Source organism: Nocardia fodinahabitans (assembly GCF_052983615.1).
The window spans coordinates 4839241-4859226 of the sequence record NZ_JBRJJC010000001.1 but is presented as its reverse complement, the minus strand read 5'-3'; the positions used below and the strand labels follow the sequence as shown (position 1 = coordinate 4859226).

Annotated in this window: 17 protein-coding genes and 1 pseudogene; all 18 read right to left on the bottom strand. The window is 68.3% G+C overall.

Translation table 11 applies throughout. The features are described 5' to 3' along the window. Window positions 1-15: 15 nt before the first annotated feature. A pseudogene (locus NV348_RS22505) lies at window positions 16-989 on the bottom strand (F0F1 ATP synthase subunit gamma). Window positions 990-1051: 62 nt separating this feature from the next. Continuing rightward, window positions 1052-2692, bottom strand: coding sequence for a F0F1 ATP synthase subunit alpha (atpA, locus tag NV348_RS22500; protein ID WP_447148668.1), 1641 nt, complete (start codon window positions 2690-2692; stop codon window positions 1052-1054). Between the two features lie 65 nt (window positions 2693-2757). Then, complete coding sequence (locus tag NV348_RS22495; protein ID WP_447148667.1) at window positions 2758-3570, bottom strand: F0F1 ATP synthase subunit delta; 813 nt, start codon at window positions 3568-3570, stop codon at window positions 2758-2760. 19 nt (window positions 3571-3589) lie between these two features. Further along, entirely contained in the window at window positions 3590-4147 is a 558-nt protein-coding gene (locus NV348_RS22490; RefSeq protein WP_447148666.1) for a F0F1 ATP synthase subunit B, read from the bottom strand. Between the two features lie 5 nt (window positions 4148-4152). Continuing rightward, a complete protein-coding gene (locus NV348_RS22485; RefSeq protein WP_019045404.1) occupies window positions 4153-4401 on the bottom strand; it encodes an ATP synthase F0 subunit C in 249 nt (82 codons plus the stop codon). A gap of 78 nt (window positions 4402-4479) precedes the next feature. Continuing rightward, window positions 4480-5313, bottom strand: a complete 834-nt coding sequence (gene atpB / locus NV348_RS22480) for a F0F1 ATP synthase subunit A (RefSeq protein WP_495885082.1) — start codon at window positions 5311-5313, stop codon at window positions 4480-4482. Between the two features lie 308 nt (window positions 5314-5621). Next, window positions 5622-6080, bottom strand: a complete 459-nt coding sequence (locus tag NV348_RS22475) for a Cg1360 family ATP-synthase-associated protein (RefSeq protein WP_447148664.1) — start codon at window positions 6078-6080, stop codon at window positions 5622-5624. 28 nt (window positions 6081-6108) lie between these two features. Beyond that, window positions 6109-7239 carry an MraY family glycosyltransferase gene (locus tag NV348_RS22470; RefSeq protein ID WP_447148663.1) on the bottom strand — a complete coding sequence of 377 codons (1131 nt, stop codon included), beginning with the start codon at window positions 7237-7239 and terminating at the stop codon, window positions 6109-6111. A gap of 13 nt (window positions 7240-7252) precedes the next feature. Continuing rightward, the gene (locus NV348_RS22465) at window positions 7253-7918 is read right to left on the bottom strand and encodes an L-threonylcarbamoyladenylate synthase (RefSeq protein ID WP_447148662.1); all 666 of its coding nucleotides are present in this window, start codon (window positions 7916-7918) and stop codon (window positions 7253-7255) included. A gap of 300 nt (window positions 7919-8218) precedes the next feature. Then, window positions 8219-9115, bottom strand: a complete 897-nt coding sequence (gene prmC, locus NV348_RS22460) for a peptide chain release factor N(5)-glutamine methyltransferase (protein ID WP_447148661.1) — start codon at window positions 9113-9115, stop codon at window positions 8219-8221. 58 nt (window positions 9116-9173) lie between these two features. Further along, complete coding sequence (gene prfA, locus NV348_RS22455; protein WP_447148660.1) at window positions 9174-10253, bottom strand: peptide chain release factor 1; 1080 nt, start codon at window positions 10251-10253, stop codon at window positions 9174-9176. Between the two features lie 219 nt (window positions 10254-10472). Then, the gene (gene rpmE, locus NV348_RS22450; protein ID WP_022567395.1) at window positions 10473-10703 is read right to left on the bottom strand and encodes a 50S ribosomal protein L31; all 231 of its coding nucleotides are present in this window, start codon (window positions 10701-10703) and stop codon (window positions 10473-10475) included. Between the two features lie 235 nt (window positions 10704-10938). Continuing rightward, entirely contained in the window at window positions 10939-13035 is a 2097-nt protein-coding gene (rho, locus tag NV348_RS22445) for a transcription termination factor Rho (protein ID WP_447148659.1), read from the bottom strand. A 340-nt stretch (window positions 13036-13375) separates the two neighbouring features. Beyond that, entirely contained in the window at window positions 13376-14302 is a 927-nt protein-coding gene (gene thrB / locus NV348_RS22440; RefSeq protein WP_447148658.1) for a homoserine kinase, read from the bottom strand. A gap of 25 nt (window positions 14303-14327) precedes the next feature. Next, the gene (gene thrC, locus NV348_RS22435) at window positions 14328-15422 is read right to left on the bottom strand and encodes a threonine synthase (RefSeq protein ID WP_447148657.1); all 1095 of its coding nucleotides are present in this window, start codon (window positions 15420-15422) and stop codon (window positions 14328-14330) included. After that, window positions 15419-16768, bottom strand: coding sequence for a homoserine dehydrogenase (locus tag NV348_RS22430; protein ID WP_447148656.1), 1350 nt, complete (start codon window positions 16766-16768; stop codon window positions 15419-15421). Before NV348_RS22430 ends, thrC begins: the two co-directional genes overlap by 4 nt. Continuing rightward, on the bottom strand, window positions 16765-18186 hold the full coding sequence (lysA, locus tag NV348_RS22425) for a diaminopimelate decarboxylase (RefSeq protein WP_447148655.1): 1422 nt from the start codon (window positions 18184-18186) through the stop codon (window positions 16765-16767). Before lysA ends, NV348_RS22430 begins: the two co-directional genes overlap by 4 nt. Window positions 18187-18301: 115 nt before the next feature. After that, window positions 18302-19963, bottom strand: a complete 1662-nt coding sequence (gene argS / locus NV348_RS22420) for an arginine--tRNA ligase (protein ID WP_447148654.1) — start codon at window positions 19961-19963, stop codon at window positions 18302-18304. Between the last annotated feature and the right edge of the window lie 23 nt (window positions 19964-19986).

Sequence of the window (19986 nt, the reverse complement as noted above, 5' to 3'; positions counted from 1 at the left end):
TCTCTTCCTGCGCTTCTAGTCGCGGTCCGAGCTCGACGCCAGCGCGTTCACGCCGCCGACGATTTCGCTGATTTCCTGCGTGATCTGGGCCTGACGCACCGAGTTCGCCTCGCGCTGGAGCACACTGGCCAGCTCGTTGGCGTTATCGGTCGCCGCCTTCATTGCGGTGCGCCGAGCCGCGGACTCGGATGCCGCTGCCTCGAGCAACGATGAGTAGATACGCGTGTTGACGTACTTGGGCAGCAGAGCACCCAGCAGCACATCGGCGTCCGGCTCGAATTCGTACTGCGCCGTGGCGACCGCGTTCGGCGAGTCCGACAGCATGTCGTCACCGAGTGCGTAGGCCTCGTCGACGTAGCTGACCTGGATCGGCGCCAGCCGGCGCGCACCTCCGGGGTCTGGGTCAGCATCGAGACGAACTTGGTGTACACGATGTGCAGTTCGTCGACGCCCGCGATGGTTCCGGTGCCGTCCAGCGAGGGAACCTCGCTGTCGGAGCCGGCCATGAACGCCTCGACCAGGTGCTGGCACGCGGCCGACGCGTCGGTGTACTTCGGCTGCTGGGAGAAGCCGGTCCACGACGCCTGGAACGGACGGTTGCGGAACTTGTAGTACGTGAGGCCCTTGTTGCCCATCACGTACAGCACCGGCTCCTTGCCGTCGCCACGCAGCGTGGTCATGAGCTCCTCGGCGCGCTTGAGCACGTTCGAGTTGTAGCCACCGCACATACCGCTGTCACTGGTGATCACCAGGACAGCGGCCCGACGAGCGTTGGGACGCTCGGTCAGCAGCGGGTGCGACAGGTTCTTCGAGGCGCTCGCCAGCTCGCCGAGGACCTTGGTGATCTCCTCGGCGTACGGCTTGGCCGCCGCAACCCTGGCCTGGGCCTTGGAAATTCGCGAGGTCGCGATCAGTTCCTGAGCCTTGGTGATCTTCTTGATCGAATTCACACCACGAATGCGGGAGCGCAATTCACGCAAACTTGCCACTAGCGGTTCACACTCCCTTCATTCGCCAGATCGGAATATGCCGACATCAGTCCTGACCCGGCTTACTTGTCGACGTGCTTGCGGGTGACCGACAGCGACTCGACCTCTTCGTGGTCCAGATCGCCGGCGGCGGCCTCGTTCACGACGCGGCTGCCGTCGGAGGCCAGGAAGCCTTCCTTGAACTTGTCGGTCTCCGACTTGATCGCGTCGGCGGCCTCGCCGTCGAGCGGCTTGCGGCCACCCTCGAGCGCGTCGAAGGACGACTGGGTCGCGCTGTGCAGGTGCTCCAGCAGCTCGGCGGTGAAGCGACGCACGTCGCCGACCGGCACCGAGTCGTAGTAGCCGGCGTCGACCAGGTAGATCGAGATGACCTGATCCTCGACGGCGACCGGGGAGTACTGGTTCTGCTTGAGCAGCTCCACCCAGCGGGCACCGCGCTCCAGCTGCGCCAGCGAGGCGGCATCCAGGTCGGAGGCGAAGGCGGAGAACGCCTCCAGCTCGCGGTACTGCGCCATTTCCAGACGCAGCGAACCGGCGACCTTCTTCATGGCCTTGGTCTGGGCGGCGCCACCGACACGGGAGACCGAGGTACCGACGTTGATCGCCGGGCGGACACCCTTGTTGAACAGGTCGGACTCGAGGAAGACCTGGCCGTCGGTGATGGAGATGACGTTGGTCGGGATGAACGCCGAGACGTCGTTGGCCTTGGTCTCGATGATCGGCAGGCCGGTCATCGAGCCGCCGCCCATCTCGTCGGACAGCTTCGCGCAACGCTCCAGCAGACGGGAGTGCAGGTAGAAGACGTCACCGGGGTACGCCTCGCGGCCCGGCGGACGACGCAGCAGCAGCGAGATGGCGCGGTACGCCTCGGCCTGCTTGGTCAGGTCGTCGAACACGATCAGGACGTGCTTGCCCTGGTACATCCAGTGCTGGCCGATGGCCGAACCGGTGTAGGGAGCCAGCCACTTGAAGCCGGCGGAGTCGGAGGCCGGGGCCGCGACGATGGTGGTGTACTCCATCGCGCCGTGCTCCTCGAGCGCGGTCTTGACGCCCGCGATGGTGGAGCCCTTCTGGCCGATCGCGACGTAGATGCAGCGAACCTGCTTGCTGGGGTCGCCCGACTCCCAGTTCGCCTTCTGGTTCAGGATCGCGTCGACGGCGACGGCGGTCTTGCCGGTCTTACGGTCGCCGATGATCAGCTGACGCTGGCCGCGGCCGATGGCGGTCAGGGCGTCGATCGCGGTGATACCGGTGGCCAGCGGCTCCTCGACCGGCTGGCGCTCCAGCACAGTCGCGGCCTGCAGCTCCAGCACGCGGCGGTCGTCGGCCTCGATCTCGCCGAGGCCGTCGATCGGCTGGCCGAGCGGGTTGACCACGCGACCGAGGAACTTGTCGCCGACGGGAACCGACAGCACGTCGCCGGTGCGGCGGACCTGCTGGCCCTCTTCCAGCGAGGCGTACTCGCCGAGGATGACGGCACCGATCTCGGTGTCCTCGAGGTTCAGCGCGACGCCCAGGACGCCGCCCGGGAACTCGAGCAGCTCGTTGGCCATCGCCGAAGGCAGACCGCTGACGTGCGCGATGCCGTCGCCGGTGTCGGTCACGAGGCCGACTTCTTCGATGGAGGTTTCCGGGGTGTAGCTCTGGGTGTAGCTCTCGATCGCGCTACGGATCTCGTCGGAGGAGATCGTCAGCTCCGCCATGTTGTTCCTGCTCTCGCTGTGGTCTCGAATGTCGGGGGTTGGAGTGGGGCCGCGTGGCGTGTCCGTCAGGACAGCGCCCGGCGCAGCTTCTCCAGTCGGCCGGTGGCGCTGCCGTCGATGACGTCGTCTCCGACGCGCACGACGACGCCGCTCAGCAGCGTCGGGTCGACCTGCACGTGCACGGTGACCGCCTTGCCGTAGATCCGCTGCAGGGAAGCCGAGAGCTTCTCCTTCTGCTGATCGGACAGCTCGACCGCCGAATGCGCGTGGGCGACGATCTGGTCACGACGGGCCGCCGCCAGATCGGACAGGGCGCCGAAGGCGACGCCGATGTTGTTGGTCCGCAGTCGGGTCACCGCCTGCTCGGCCAGCGTCAGGGTGATCGGCTCGGCCTTGCCGGTCAGCAGCCGTTCGATCAGCTCACGCCGCGCCGAGGCCGGCTTGCTCTGATCGGACAGGGCCTGCTCCAGCTGCGGGTTGTCGGCGATGATGCGACCGAGCCGGAACAGCTCGTCCTCCACCGCTTCCAGCCGGCCGCCGTCGGCAGCGGACTCGAGCAGAGCCTCCTGCCCGAGCAGCACCAGGGTGTCGACCAGATCGCGGGTGCGCGACCAGTTCTGGGCCACCGCGGTGGTCAGCACTGCCTGCGTGGCAGCGCTGACCTTGCCGCCGAAGATCCGCTCACTGAGTTCAGCGCGCGCCGAACCCGGCACCGACACGTCCGCGAGCGCCACACGCAGCGAACGCTGGTCGTCCAGCACGGCGACAACGGCGAACAGTTCCGACCCCGTTGTGGCCGCAACAGTTTCGCTTCCGGTCAGAGCGGCCCGAAGCGCCTCCCGAGACCGGGAGCTGGCCTCGCGGCTCGCTGCGTACATGCTTCTCACTTTCGCGTCGTTACCTTCCGACCCCGATGGCGTCGGTGTCGTCGAGTTCGCTGAGGAACTTGTCGATCGACGCCGCCTGCTTTGCCTCGTCCGAGACAGACTGGCCGATGATCTTCTCGGCCAGGTCGACGGCCGTGCGGCCGACCTCGGAGCGCAGCTCGGTCAGGATCTGCTGGCGCTGGGCTTCCAGCTGGGAGTGACCGGCGGCGACAATTCGGTCGCTTTCGGCCTGGGCATCCGTGCGCATCTGCGCGAGGATCTGCTGACCCTGAGTGCGCGCATCCTCGCGGATACGTGCGGCCTCGAGCCGGGCGTCGGCAAGCTGCTGCTGGTACTGCTGCAGCGTCTGCTGTGCCTCTTCCTGAGCGGCTGCGGCCCTGGCGATACCGCCTTCGATCTTGTCGGCACGCTCATCGAGTGTCTTGGTCACACGCGGGATCACGTATTTCCAGAAGAGCACGCCGATGATGGCGACGCAGACGATCGACCAGACGATGTCGTACGTTTCGGGAATGAGAGGATTCACATCCTCTCCCCCTTCGGCAGCGAGCGTGATGAATTCGCGCATCGGAATCAGAAGATGAAGCCGGCGACGAGGCCGATCAGCGCCAGGGCCTCGGTGAACGCGATACCGAGGAACATGTTGGTACGGATCTGGCCGGCCAGCTCGGGCTGACGGGCGAAGCCCTCGATGGCCTTGCCGACGACGATACCCACGCCGATGCCGGGGCCGATCGCGGCGAGACCGTAGCCGATGGCGCCGAAGCCCTTGAAGGTGCTCTCGGTGGTCGCGGCTTCCTGGGCCAGGTAAGCGAGGCTCATGAGTCTTCTTTCCCTTTCTGTTGCTCACCCGCCGGTCGGCGTGTGTAGCAGGTTTGGCAGTACTGGTGTGGATTCAGGTCAGTGGTCGGCGGCGTGCTGCGCGAGGCTGATGTACACCGCGGTCAGCAGGGCGAACACATACGCCTGCAGGAAGATGACCAGCAGCTCGAACAGCGTGAAGCCGATGCCTGCCAGCAGCGAGAAGGGCGTGAAGACCTTCATCCACGCGGTGGCATCGAAGAGGAAGAACCAGGTAGCACTGAAGAACAGCACCAGCATGATGTGGCCGGCCAGCATGTTCGCCATGAGTCGGACGGTCAGCGTGAACGGGCGCAGGATGAACGTCGAGACGAACTCGATCGGAATCAGCAGCACGTGCAGCGCCGTCGGCACATCGGGAACGACGATGCTCGAGCGCATGTACTTGAAGAAGCCGTACTTGCGGATACCCACGTAGTTGAACGCGATGTACGCGATCGCGGCGAGCACCAGCGGCATCCCGACTCGCGCATTCGACGAGATGTTCAGGAACGGAACAATGCTGGAGAAGTTCAGGAACAGAACCGTGAAGAAGATCGTCGCGATCAGCGGGAGGAACCGCTTACCGGTTTCCTTACCGAGTACCTCGTCGGCGATCTGCTCCTTGACGAAAACCACCGCGGTTTCCATCACGTTCTGCAGGCCGCGCGGCACGATCTTCGGCGAGCGGAAAGCCAGCACGAAGACGAGCACCACAACGGCGGTCATCAGCAGCCGGATCAGCATCAGGCGGTCGAGTTCGAACGGCGTACCCTCGAACAGCACTGCTGGAGGGAAGAAGTCGGACAGCGATGGCGCGTGGAACTCGCCCGCCGCCAAAGTGATGACGCTCAGCGTTCTCTCCCGTGTTCGGGCCGCGGGTACGACGGTCATTCCCGCGGTTCGATCGGACATTGACGATCAATGGGGTCGACTCTGGTCGGCTCGAAATTCGACAGTTGCTCGTACGGTGTAACCCCGTAAAGCTTCTGTTCGGGCGTCGGCGACATCGTCGACATGCTTCAACCGGGCACATTCCACCCGGATCGGCAGTAAGCATAGCGGCACCGGGCAGGATCATGGCGATCCCCCCTGGCAACCCGAGGCAATGCCCCGAGTCATCCTGGGCAGCGCCTCCAGCTTGGGTGCTTGCTTACCAACACTTTACCAAGCTATCTACGACAGTGTGTAGCTGGGTGGGATTATTCCTGCTCGGAAGCCGTTTCGCTGTCTCCCGCGCGTGTCGTGACATACGGAACCTTCTGGCTCACAACGCCATACGTCTCCGCGCCGAGCACGATCAGCAGGGCTCCGACCACGGTGAAGAACAGCGTGGGCCTGCTGTAGAAGTCGAACTCGTTGAGCACACCGACGATCACCAGCGCGATCAGCAGCTTGCCGACCCAGCTGACCAGCATGACCAAGCCCGCCGTGCTCGGCGGCAGCTTGGCGCCCAGCAGCACGGCCACCACGGTGGTGAGGATGAACCCACCACCGATCGCCGAGCCGAGCAGCGCGCCCCACAGACCCGGCATCCCGGCCACGGCGGTGGCGATCGCCACCGAGACGACCACGAGGACGCCGAGGCCGATCAGGCCGTAGCGCAGCGCGGTACGCAGCGGGGCGTCGGGGCCGGGCACGGGGCGGGGTGTAAAGCTCACGGGCAGCACTTTACCTTGCGGCCCGTTTTCAGCGATTGGCCGACTCCACCCGGCGCATCGATGGGATCGCGGTCACTACCAGGGCGAACACCAATCCACCCGCCACCAGCAGCACCACCAGGCGCCGATCCATCAGCGAGGTCCCCACCGCACCGAAGGCGAGCACACCGACCCACAAATAGATCAACAGCACAACGCGTCGCTGTGAATGTCCGATCTGCAGCAATCGGTGATGAAGATGCATTTTGTCCGGTGTGGAGAAACTCACGCCGGCGCGCACGCGGCGCACGATCGCCAGCAACAGATCGAGCACCGGAATGAACATCACCGCGCCCACCAGCAAGAGCGGCGAGAGCAAACCCACAATGTCGCGCGGGCCGTAGCCCTGCAGCGGAATTCGGCCCGAGGCGCCGGTGGAAACCGCGGCCAGCATCAATCCGATCATCATCGAGCCGGAATCGCCCATGAAGATTCGAGCGGGCGAGAAATTGTGCGGCAGAAATCCGAGGCACGCGCCCGCCAGCGCGGCGGCCAGCAACGCGGGCGGATAGGTGTCGACCGAACCGCCCTGGTCGTAGAGCAAACCGACGGAGAACACGAAAACCGCGCCGGCGCAGATCAAACCGAGGCCCGCGGCGAGGCCGTCCAGACCGTCGACGAAGTTCATCGCGTTCACCAGGGTGACGGTGATACCCACCGTCACCAGACCGCCCTGCAGCGCGTCGAGGACGACGGTGGTGTCGTTGAACGGGTCGTAGATCACGTACCAGCTCAGGCCCATCACGGCCATCACGCCCGCGGCGGTCACCTGGCCGACGAATTTGGTGAGCGCGTCCAGGCCCCACCGGTCGTCGACGATGCCGACCAGGACGATGATCGTCGCCGCGACCAGGACCGCCGGAATATCGGGCGCGTAATCGAAACCGCGCCGCAGTGCGGGCAATTGGTGTGCGAACAACACCGCGGCGACCACGCCGACATACATGCCGACACCGCCCATCCGCGGAATCGGCGTCACGTGCACGTCGCGCTCACGCGGAATCGCGACCGCGCCGAACGCGATGGCGAGCACCCGGATGCCGCCGGTGGCCAGGAACGTCACCGTGGCGGAGACGAGCAGCACGAGCACCAGCTCGCGCAGGGGAACGACCGTGCTCATCGGATGCGTGCGATCACCGCTGCGCGGGGCTGATCAGGGCATCCGGCGCCATGCCGAGGACCTCCGCGATATCGGCCACCGCCACCGCACCTTCCCGCAACACCCGCGGCTGATCCGCGGTCAGATCGACGATCGTCGACGCCACCGCGTGCTCGGCCGGGCCACCGTCGAGATACACACCCGCCAGCGAACCCAGCTGCTCGCGCGCCTGCTCGACGGTGGCGGCCGGGGGCTGCCCCGACACATTGGCACTCGACACGGCCAGCGGACCGACCTCACGCAGCAATTCCAGCGCCACCGGATGCAGCGGCATCCGCAGCATCACCGTGCCACGGGTGTCGCCCAGGTCCCACGCCAGCGACGGCGCGGCCTGCACGACCAGGCTCAGCGCACCCGGCCAGAACGCCCGGATCAGCTCGCGCGCCTGCGGGCGCACCGAGAACACCAGGCCATCGATGGTGTGCCACGACCCGACGAGCACCGGGACGGGCATATCGCGACCGCGCCGCTTGGCGGCAAGCAGCGCGCCCACCGCGTCGGAATCGAACGCGTCGGCCGCCAGGCCGTACAGCGTATCGGTGGGCATCACGACCAGCCGACCGGACTTCAGCGCACTGGTGGCGGCGGTGAGCCCCGCAGCCCGAGACGCCGGTTCAGCACAGTCGTAGACGGTACTCACGCTTAATTCGCCTCTCCGCGATTCTGCCGGCCTTCGGGTGGGCGACGAAATTTCCGCGGCCCCGGGTCTCGCCGTCATCGGGGTGCGGCAAGGTGTCGGGGTCCCACGATTCTTGCCGGTCTTCGGTGTGCGGCAAGAGTCTAGCCCCCGCTCGACCGTTCACCTGCGCGGGGACTTTCCGAGGCTACGGAGTGCGCATCGCCACGCCCGCGCGACCAGGGTGTTCGCCAGCTGCTGGGAGTGTGCTGGTTCGGCCGAGCCGCGACGGGCAGGCCGGGGACGCGGCGGTAGGCCGCCATGTCAGGGTTTGCCGGGTGCGGCCGCGACGACGAAACGCGGCTTACCCGCCAGGTCCGGGTGCTCGACGATGCCGACCAGCCCGGCGGCGGCGAGCAGCGCCGCGACGCCCCCGCCGTTGGTGTCGTCGTGTTCGATCGCGGTGGCGCCGCCGGGGCGCAGGAGGCGGGCGATGGTGGGGACCATCGGGCGGATGACAGCGAGGCCGTCGGGGCCGCCGAAGAGGGCGCGGTGAGGGTCGTGGTCAGCGACCTCGGGGTCGAGTACGGCCGACTCCGGGATGTAGGGCGGGTTCGAGACGACCAGGTCGACGCGGCCGGACAGGGCGGTGAGCAGGGCCGGGTCGGTGACGTCGGCGGCGTGCAGGGTGATGGGAGTGTCGCCGTCGGCGCTGCGGTCGTCGGCGTTGCGGCGGGCCCAGGTCAGGGCGGCGGGGTCGAGTTCGACAGCGTGGACCTCGGCGTCGGGGCGGGCGTGCGCGATGGCCAGGGCCAGCGCGCCCGAGCCGGTACACAGGTCGACGACGATCGGCGGGTGGTCGTGCGGCAGCGTCTCCAGCCAGGCCAGCGCCCAGGCGAACAGCAATTCGGTCTCCGGGCGCGGCACGAACACGCCGGGACCGACCGCGAGGTCGATCTCGCCCATCGCGGCCGTTCCGGTCAAGTGCTGCAGCGGGATTCGCGCGGCCCGCCGGTCGACGAGATCATCGAACCGCGCGACTTCGCCCGGCTCCACCATCGGGTGCAGCGCCAGGCGCATCCGGTCGACGCCGAGCGCGTGGGCGGCCAGGTGCTCCGCATCGGTCATCGGCGAGGCGACCCCGGCCTCGGCCAGCCGTGCCGCGGCCGCGACGATCAGCGGACGCAGCCGGACCGGCTCGGTCACCGGCTCGTTCGGCATACTCGGGCACCCACCGTGGTCGCGCGGGTTCGCTCCGGACGCTGCGCGCTCATGCCGGTTATTCGGCTGCCATCCGGGCGTCGCGGTCGGCCTTGCCGAGCGCGTCGAGCAGCGCGTCCATGTCACCGTCGAGGACGGCGTCGAGGTTGTGCGCCTTGAAACCGATGCGGTGATCGGCGATCCGGTTCTCCGGGAAGTTGTAGGTGCGGATGCGCTCGGAGCGATCCACCGTGCGGATCTGGCTGGCGCGACCGGCCGCGGCCTCCTGCTCGGCCTGCTCCTCGGCCAGCGCCTGCAACCGGGCTCCGAGCACCTGCATCGCGCGCGCCTTGTTCTGCAGCTGCGAACGCTCGTTCTGGCAGGTCACCACGATGCCGGAGGGCAGGTGGGTGATGCGGACCGCGGAGTCGGTGGTGTTGACGCCCTGGCCGCCCTTGCCGGAGGACCGGTAGACGTCGATGCGCAGGTCGGTCTCGTCGATCTGCACCTGCTCGACCTCGTCGGGCTCGGGGTAGATCAGCACGCCCGCGGCCGAGGTGTGGATGCGGCCCTGCGATTCGGTCACCGGCACGCGCTGCACGCGGTGCACGCCGCCCTCGAACTTGAAGCGCGACCACACGCCGTCGCGGGCCGCGTCCTTGCTCTTGATCGACAGCGTCGCGTCCTTGTAGCCGCCCAGGTCGGAATAGGTGACGTCGAGCGTCTCCACCTTCCAGCCGTGCCGCTCGGCGTAGCGGATGTACATGCGGGCCAGGTCGGCGGCGAACAGCGCCGATTCCTCGCCGCCCTCGCCGGACTTCACCTCGAGCACCACGTCGTCGCCGTCGTGCGGGTCGCGCGGCGCGAGCAGATCGGCCAGCGACTGCTCGAGCTCCACCAGCTGAGCTTCCAGATCGGGCACCTCGGCGGCGAACGTGGCGTCGTCGGCGGCCAGCTCACGGGCGGCCTCGAGATCGTCGCGGACGGACTCGAGCTTGCGGTAGGTCGACATCACCGGCGCCAGCTCGGCGAACCGCTTGCCCACCCGCCGCGCCGCACCGGCGTCGTTGTGCAACGACGGATCGGCCAGCTGCGTCTCCAGGCCGGCGTACTCGGCCAGAATGTCGTCGATGGCGGAAGGGGCCGTCTGATCGGCCATGTCGGTGAACTCCTACTGGGGAGGTAGCGGCTGCGGAGTCTGGTGGGCCGAAGGCCCGTCTCGGCCGCCTCGATTCTGGACTGACGGAGCGAAGGAGCGAAGCGACTGAGCGGAGGAGGGAAGAATCGAGGCCGAAAGGCCGAGACCCCGCGGCGCCCACGCCGCCGAAAATACCGACGCCCGGCCTGCGGAAGCAGAACCGGGCGTCGGGTGAGGCAACTAGCTGGCGTCGGCCTTCTTGCCCGCGCGCTTGCCGTAGCGAGCCTCGAAGCGAGCGACGCGGCCGCCGGTGTCGAGGATCTTCTGCTTGCCGGTGTAGAACGGGTGGCACTGCGAGCAGACCTCGACGGTGATCTGGCCGGACTCCTTGGTGGAGCGAGTCTGGAAGGTGTTGCCGCAACCACACACAACGGTGGTGTCGACATACGTGGGGTGGATTCCTGCCTTCATGGGCGTCCTCTCGATAATGGTCGCCGGGTCGCACACCGCTTGGAGCGCGGGATACGTGAACCGGAACCGACTAGGCGGGATGTCTGCGAACTCGCAGACACACAGCGATCCAGTATGCCAGACCTGGCCGCACCCTTCGAAAACACCCCCGGCCGCCGGTTTGTTCCGTACCCTCCGGCGGCTGGCGCCGCGGGTTCTCGGCCGAAAGGGCCCCGCCGGAGCGGGGCCCTTCGCGTCACTCGTCGAGTGCGCCCGGTGCGGTCTTGGAGACCGTCATCAGGAACTCGAGGTTGTTCTTGGACTTGCGCAGGCGATCCATCAGCAGATCGATCGCCTGGTGCGAATCCAGGCCGGAGAGCACGCGCCGCAGCTTGTGCACCACGGCCATCTCGTCGGGCGACATCAGCAGCTCGTCGTGGCGGGTGCTGGACGGGTTGATGTCCACCGCGGGGAACACGCGCCGCTCGGCGATCTTGCGATCGAGCTTGAGCTCGGCGTTGCCGGTGCCCTTGAACTCCTCGAAGATCACCGTGTCACCGGTGGAGCCGGTCTCGACCATCGCCGTGGCGATGATGGTGAGCGAGCCACCGTTCTCGATGTTGCGGGCCGCGCCGAGGAACCGCTTGGGCGGGTACAGCGCGGTCGAGTCGACACCACCGGAGAGGATGCGGCCCGAGGCGGGCGAGGAGTTGTTGTACGCACGGCCCAATCGGGTGATCGAGTCGAGCAGCACCACAACGTCTTTGCCCATCTCCACCAGGCGCTTGGCGCGCTCGATGGCGAGCTCGGCGACCGAGGTGTGGTCGGCCGGCGGCCGGTCGAAGGTCGAGGCGATGACCTCACCCTTCACCGAACGCTGCATGTCGGTGACCTCTTCGGGACGTTCGTCGACCAGCACGACCATGAGGTAGCACTCGGGGTTGTTGATCGCGATCGCGTTGGCGATGTCCTGCATGATCGTGGTCTTACCCGCCTTGGGCGGGGACACGATCAACGCGCGCTGACCCTTGCCGATCGGCATGATCAGGTCGATCACACGCGTGGTCAGCTTGTTCTGGGTGGTCTCCAGACGCAGCCGCTGGTTCGGGTACAGCGGCGTGAGCTTCTGGAAGTCGGGACGGCGCTTGGCCGCCTCCACCTCGCCGCCGTTGACGGTGTCCAGACGGACCAGCGGGTCGAACTTCTGGCGCTGGTTGCTCTGCTCGCCGTCCCGCGGGGCGCGCACCGCGCCGGTGATCGCGTCACCGCGGCGCAGGCCGTTCTTGCGCACCAGGTTCATCGAGACGTACACGTCGTTCGGGCCGGCCAGGTAGCCGGAGGTCCGCACGAACGCGTAGTTGTCCAGGACGTCGAGGATGCCCGCGACCGGCTGCAGGACGTCGTCCTCGCGGATCTCGAAGTCGCGGGCCTCGCCGCCACCGCCACCGGCGCCACCGTCGCGGTCACGACCACGACGACGCTCACGGAACCGGCGACCCCGGCGACCGCGGCCGCCTTCCTCGTCGTCGCCACCGCGGTCGTCGCGGGGACCGCGATTACCGGCATTGGTGCCGTTCTGGTTCTGGTTGCGCTCGTTCTGGTTGCGCTCGCCACGGTCGCCACCGGCGCGCTCGCCCCGGTCGCCGCCGTTGCGCTCCCCACGGTCGCCACCGGTGCGCTCACCACGGTCGCCACCGGTGCGCTCGCCACGCTCACGCCTGCGCTCGCCCTGCTCGCCACCGTCGGCCTTGTCGGCCTGCTTGGTCTCCTCGGCGCGGTTCTCGGCCTGGGCGTTCTCGCCACCGCCGGAACGGGCCTGGTCACGGCCACGACGCTGCCTGCCACGGCCACGCTGACCCCCGTCGCGACCGGAATCCTCGGTCGACTCGGCGGTCTTGGACTCGGCCGTCCCCTGCTCGGCCGGGGCCTGCTCGGTCACGACCGCGGCGGCCTGCTTCTCGGCGGGCTCGGCCTTGGCCGGCTTGTCGGCCTTCGCGGGCGCGTCGGTCTTGGCGGGCGCTTCGGCCTTGGCCGGCGCTTCGCTCTTGGCGGCGGGCGCGTCGGCCGTCACGGCGGCGGCCTCGACGGGCTTACCCGCCTTCGCAGGCGCTCCGGCCTGATTTTCCTTGATAGCGGCGATGAGATCGCCCTTGCGCATACCGGAGGTGCCTCGGATACCGAGCTCCCCCGCCAATGCGCGCAACTGCGGCAACAGCATTCCAGTCAGCCCCGATCGTGCGACGTCGGTGTGTTCGCTCATTTTCGAAATCTGTCCGGATTCACTTTCGCGGCCGCCCGAGTTCGTAGGGTTGGATTCCACCCCGGGTGTCGCGAGCAGGTCCGTATCTGTCACGGAAATCCTTTCCTTCCCTCGAATGCCGTGTGCTGAATCGAGGGTTCGTTCCGTAGACCCGGCACCGTGTGCCGAGCTCGGATTATGCGTCCGACAGGACGCCTGTGCCGTACTACCCGCCCCGCCGGACCGGAGGCTTCGCCACCAGAAGACGGTGGTGAGGAGAGATCATTCCAGTTGAGCGGCTTCGCGGCGTCGCAGCACCTCCATGGTGTGGAGGCTCGAGCCTGGAGCCTGCTGGAGCGATTGCCCTGATGAAGCACCGGCGTCTGATGCGCACGATGTACGGACTTGCACAGAATAGCTGCCAATTGCGAACAACGGCAAGGCAGGCACGCCGTCAGTCGATCGCGACGCCGTCGGCGATGCCCGGTTCGACCACCCGCAGCCCGTCGGATTCCGCCTGTTTGCGCAGTTCATCGGGGAAATCTCCGGTCGCGAGCGCCAAGATCGTCGGGCCGGCGCCGGAAACTGTGGCCGGAATACCCGCGGCCCGCAGCCGCTCGATCCAGGCCGTGGTGAGCGGTAGCGCGGGAGCACGCTGGGTCTGATGCAGCCGGTCCGCGGTGGCGGGCATCAGCAGATCGGGGCGTTCGGTGAGCGCGACGACGGCCAGCGCCGCCCGGCTGACGTTGAACGCGGCGTCACCGTGCGGCACCTGCTCGGGCAGCAGCCCGCGCGTGTGCGCGGTGGACGAGCGTTCCTGCGGGATCAGCACCACCGGGCGCAGCGCGGCGGCGGGGGTGAGCCGCACGGCCCGGTAGGCGCGATTCTGCTCGGCATCGGATTCGGTCCACGACACCACGATTCCACCGAGCACGCTGGCCGCGGCGTTGTCGGGGTGACCCTCGAACTCCGCGGCCAGCTGCACCAGCTGATCGGCGTCCAGCCGCAGGTCGGGATCGAACTTCGCGGCCAGCCCGGCGCCGGCGGCCAGGCCGCCGACCACGGCCGAGGCGCTGGAACCGAGTCCTCGCGAGTGCGGAATCACGTTGCGGCACACCACGTCGAGACCGTCGGCCCAGACGCCGAGCGACTCCAGCCCGCGCTCGATCGCCCGCACCACCAGATGCGTTGGGCCCCACGGCACGTCGTCGGCGCCCTCACCCTCGACCCGGATCTCGAGACCCGAATCGGTGGTGCGCACCACGATCTCGTCGTAGACACCCAATGCCATTCCCAGGCAATCGAATCCGGGACCGAGGTTGGCCGTGGAAGCGGGAACGCGCACGGTCACTTCGAGACCGGCGGGCAGGGTAGCAGTCATCAGCCTGCTCTCGCGTGCGCTCAACTCAGGCCAGCTCGAGTTCGTGGGCGATGGCCACCGGGTCGACGGCGATCGGCTTGACCTCGGGCATACCGGCCAGCGCGTTGTCGGGGTCCTTGAGACCGTTGCCGGTCACCGTGCAGACCACGGTCAGACCCGAATCCAGCCAGCCCTCCTCGCGGGCGGCCAGCAGACCGGCCACACTCGCGGCCGACGCGGGCTCGACGAACACCCCCTCGGTCGCGGCGACCAGGCGGTACGCGGCCAGGATCTCCTCATCGGTGGCCGCGCGGAAGGCGCCACCGGACTGCTCCTTGGCCTCCATCGCCCCGTTCCACGACGCCGGGGCACCGATCCGGATGGCGGTGGCGATGGTCTCCGGGTCCTTCACCGGGGCGCCGTTGACCAGCGGGGCCGCACCGGCGGCCTGCACACCGAGCATCCGCGGCAGCACCGAGGTGAGGCCGTCGGCGTGGTACTCGCGGTACCCGCGCCAGTAGGCGGTGATATTGCCCGCGTTGCCCACCGGCAGCACGTGTACGTCGGGCGCCTTGCCCAGCACGTCGCAGATCTCGAACGACGCGGTCTTCTGGCCCTCGATCCGCGCCGGGTTCACCGAGTTCACCAGACCGACCTCGGGGAAGTCCGAGGTGACCTTGCGGGCCAGCTCGAGACAGTCGTCGAAATTGCCCTCGACCTGGATGATCTTCGCGCCGAGCATCACGGCCTGGGCCAGCTTGCCCATCGCGATCTTGCCCTGCGGGATCAGCACCGCGCACTCCATGCCCGCGCGGGTGGCGTAGGCGGCGGCCGAGGCCGAGGTGTTGCCGGTCGACGCGCACAGCACGGCCTTCTGCCCGCGGTACTTCGCGTCGGTCATCGCCATGGTCATGCCGCGGTCCTTGAAGGAACCGGTTGGGTTGGCACCCTCGACCTTGAGGTACACCTCGCACCCGGTCAGCTCGGACAGGTGCGTCGCGGGGACCAGCGGGGTACCGCCCTCGAACAGGGTGACCGGCTCCCAGTCGGCCGCACCGACCAGCCGGTCGCGGTAGGCCGCGATCAGACCCGGCCAGCGCGAGTGCACGCCGAGCTGGGGGGCGATGCCAGTGGTGCTCATTCTTCGGTGCCTTCCAATCTGAGAACGCTGGTCACAGAGGTGACGGAATCCATGTCCGCCAATGCCGCGACAGTATCGGCCAGCGAGGACTCCACCGCATGGTGGGTGACGACCACGAGCCGGGCGCCGTCGCCGTGGCCCTGCTGACGCACGGTGGAGATGCTCACCCCGTGCTGGGCGAAGGTGTCGGCCACCGCGGCGAGCACGCCGGGCCGGTCCGCCACCTGCAGGTTCACGTGGTAGCGGGTGGGGGTGTCCCCGATCGGCGCGATCGGCAGCTCAGCATAGACCGACTCACCGGGAGCGCGGCCACCGTAGAACTTGTTGCGCGCGGCCATCACCAGGTCGCCGAGCACGGCCGACGCGGTCGGCGCGCCACCGGCGCCCTGACCGTAGAACATCAGCCTACCGGCGTTGTCGGCCTCGACGACGACGGCGTTGAACGCACCGTTGACCGAGGCCAGCGGGTGCTTGCGCGGGATGAGCGCCGGGTACACGCGCACCGAGACGCGGTCCTTGCCGCCCTCGGCGGAGGTGGGCTCGCCCGGACCGGCCGCGACGCGCTCGCAGATGGCGAGCAGCTTCACGGTGCAGCCGACGGCCGAGGCGGTCTCCAGGTCCTCGGCGGTGATCTTGGTGATGCCCTCGCGGTACACATCGGCCGCGGTCACGCGGGTATGGAAGGCCAGCGAGGCCAGGATGGCGGCCTTGGCGGCGGCGTCGAAGCCCTCGACGTCGGCGGTGGGGTCGGCCTCGGCGTAGCCGAGATCGGTCGCCTCGGCGAGCACGTCGTCGTAGGCGGCGCCGGTCTCGTCCATCGCGGAGAGGATGAAGTTGGTGGTGCCGTTGACGATGCCGACCACGCGGTTCACCCGGTCGCCCGACAGCGACTGGATCAGCGGCCGGACCACCGGGATCGCACCGGCGACGGCGGCCTCGAAGTACAGGTCGGCGCGGCTGCGCTCGGCGGCGGCGGCCAGTTCACCGGTGTAGTCGGCCAGCAGCGCCTTGTTGGCGGTGACGACGGACTTGCCCCCGCTCAGGGCGGCTCCGATCAGCGCACGGGCCGGATCGATGCCGCCCATGACCTCGACGACCAGGTCGACGTCGTCGCGCGCGACGAGTGCCTCGGCATCGGTGGTGAGCAGCTCGGCGGGCAGGCCGCGGTCCTTGCTCAGGTCACGCACGGCGACGCCGCGCAGCACCAGCGGGGCGCCGACGCGTGAGCGCAGGTCCTCGGCGTGGTCGCGCAGCACGCGGACGACCTCGGTACCCACGGTGCCCATGCCGAGCACGGCGACACCCAGCGGGCGCCCCGAGTCTTTGGTCCCGTTGTTCAGGGTCATCCTTCCACCTCCAGGCTGAGCAGGTCCGCCACCGTTTCCCGGCGCAGAATCAGTCGCGACGCACCATCACGCACCGCGACCACGGCGGGCCGGGTGAGCTGGTTGTAGCGGCTCGACATCGAATAGCAGTACGCGCCGGTGGCCGCGACGGCAACCAGGTCACCGGGGCCCGCGTCCGCCGGCATCCAGGTGTCACGAATGACGATATCGCCACTCTCGCAATGCTTTCCGACCACGCGCGCGACGACCGCGTGCGCGTCCGACGAGCGCGAGACCAGACGGCAATCGTAATCGGCCTGGTACAGCGCGGGACGGATATTGTCGCTCATGCCGCCGTCCACGCTGACGTAGCGGCGACGCGCGCCGCCGTCGAGCTCGACATCCTTGATGGTGCCGACCTCGTAGAGCGTGACGGTGCCGGGACCGGCGATGGCGCGACCCGGCTCGACGGCGATGGTCGGCTCGGGCAGCCCGGCGCGGGCGGCCTCGGCGGCGACCAGACCGCGCAGGTTGGCGGCGAACTCGTCCAGCGGCGGCGGGTTGTCGCTCGGCAGGTACGAGATACCGAGGCCACCGCCCAGATCCAGGGTGGAGATCTGCGCGGTGCGCTCGATACCGAATTTGTCGATGGCCTCGCGGAGCAGCCCGAGCATGCGGCGCGCGGCGATCTCGAAGCCGTCGAGCTCGAAGATCTGCGAGCCGATGTGGCTGTGCAGGCCGACCAGGCGCAGGTTGTCGGCCTCGAAGACGCGGGCCAGCGCCTGCATGGCGTCGCCGCCGGCGATCGAGAAGCCGAACTTCTGGTCCTCGTGGGCGGTGGAGATGTACTCGTGGGTGTGCGCCTCGACGCCGACGGTGACCCGGACCAGCACGTCCTGGACCACGCCCGCGGCGCCGGCGACCGCTTCGAGCCGCTCGATCTCGTAGAGCGAGTCGACGACCACATGGCCGACGCCCGCGGCGACCGCGGCCTCCAGCTCGGGCACCGACTTGTTGTTGCCGTGCAGCGCGATGCGCTCGGCCGGGAAACCGGCGTGCAGCGCGATGGCCAGCTCGCCGCCGGAGCAGACGTCGAGCGAGAGGCCCTCGTCGCGGATCCAGCGCGCGATCTCACCACACAGGAACGCCTTGGACGCGTAGTGCACGCGGGCGTTGGGCCCGAACGCGCGCACCATGTCGCGGCAGCGGGAGCGGAAATCGTCCTCGTCGACGACGAACAGCGGGGTGCCGTACTGCTCGGCCAGCTCGGTGATCGGCACGCCGGCGACAGCGACGACACCGTCCTCGCCCCTGGCGGCGTTGCGCGGCCACACGTTGGCGGGGAGGTCGATCATCTCGCTCGGCTCGGTCGGGCGCTCGGGCAGGCTCGGGGCGTGCGGGATCTCTGCGTGCCGGGGACCGGCCGGGTGTGCACTCATGACTGCACCTCGCTGACGCTCGGCTCCGTCACGAGCGCACAATGCGCAGGGCTGTTGGTTCGTTCGCTGCGCTCTCTCACGCGGGGTGCGTCCTTCCTGGAAAGCTTGCCGGTGGTCACATGCGCTCCGGTGCGCTGACGCCGAGCAGGGCCAGACCGTTGGCCAGCACCTGACGGGTGGCCTTGACCAGTTCGAGCCGGGCGGCGTTGAGCCCGGTGACGGCGTCGTCGCCCTTGGGCAGCACGCGCATGTCGTCGTCGGACTGGAAGGGGTGGTAGACACCGGCCAGTTCTTCGAGGTAGCGGGCGATGCGGTGCGGTTCGCGGGTCTCCGCGGCGGTGGCGACCACGCGCGGGAAATCACCGAGGGTACGGATCAGATCACCTTCGCGAGACGAGGTCATCAGCGCGAAATCCGGTGCGACGGTAGCGAACTCGGGGTACTTGGCGGCATTGCCGAGGATGCTGCTGGTCCGCGAGTGCGCGTACTGCACGTAGTAGACCGGGTTCTCGCTGCTCGCCTTGGTCCACAGGTCGAGGTCGATGTCGATGCTCGAGTTCACCGAGGAACGCACCAGCGAGTAGCGGGCGGCGTCGACGCCGATCTGCTCGACCAGGTCGTTGAGGGTCACCACGGTGCCGGCGCGCTTGCTCATCTTCACGGCCTGGCCGTCGCGGACCAGGTTCACCATCTGGCCGATCAGGACCTCGACGGTGTCGGGGTTGTCGCCGAACGCGGCCGCGGCGGCCTTCAACCGGCCGATGTAGCCGTGGTGGTCGGCGCCGAGCATGTAGATGGCCAGGTCGAAGCCACGCGCGCGCTTGTTCTGGAAGTAGGCGATGTCACCGGCGATGTAGGCGGCGTTGCCGTCGCTCTTGAGGACCACACGGTCCTTGTCATCGCCGTATTCGGTGGACGCGATCCACCAGGCGCCGTCCTTCTCGTACAGGTTGCCCGAGTTCTTGAGCTCCTCGACGGCCCGCTCGACGGCGCCGGAGGCGAACAGTTCGCTCTCGTTGAAGTACACGTCGAAGTCGGTGCCGAAGTCGTGCAGATCCTGCTTGATCTGGGCGAACATCTGCTGCACGCCCTCGCGCCGGAACAGCTCGTGCCGCTCGTCGGCGGGCAGGGTGAGCGCCTCGGGGTGCGCGGCGACGATGCTCGCGCTGATCTCCTGGATGTACTCGCCCGCGTACCCGTCCTCGGGGGTCGGCTCGCCGAGCGCGGCCGCGACCAGCGACTTCGCGAAGCGGTCGATCTGCGCGCCGTGATCGTTGAAGTAGTACTCCCGGGTCACGTCGGCGCCCTGCGCGGCCAGGATGCGGCCCAGCGCGTCGCCGACCGAGGCCCAGCGGGTGCCACCGAGGTGCACGGGGCCGGTCGGGTTGGCGGAGACGAACTCGAGGTTGATCTTGGTGCCGGACAGCGCGGCACCGGTACCGAACTTCTCCCCGGCGGCCAGGATCTGCGCGACGATCACGCCCTGCGCCGAGGCGGCCAGGCGGATGTTCAGGAAGCCGGGACCCGCGACGTCGGCCACATCGATGCCGTCGGTCGCCGAGAGCGCCTCGGCCAGCCAGCCCGCGAGTTCGCGCGGATTGGTTCCCACGCGCTTGGCCACCTGCATCGCCACATTCGTGGCATAGTCGCCGTGTTCGGGGTTGCGCGGACGCTCCACTGTGACCTGCTCGGGCAGGACCGACGAGTCCAGTCCGCGTTCGACAAGCACCTTCGCGGCGGTGGTGCGAAGGAGATCTGCAAGGTCAGCTGGAGTCACGAGTCTCTATCCTATTGGCTGGG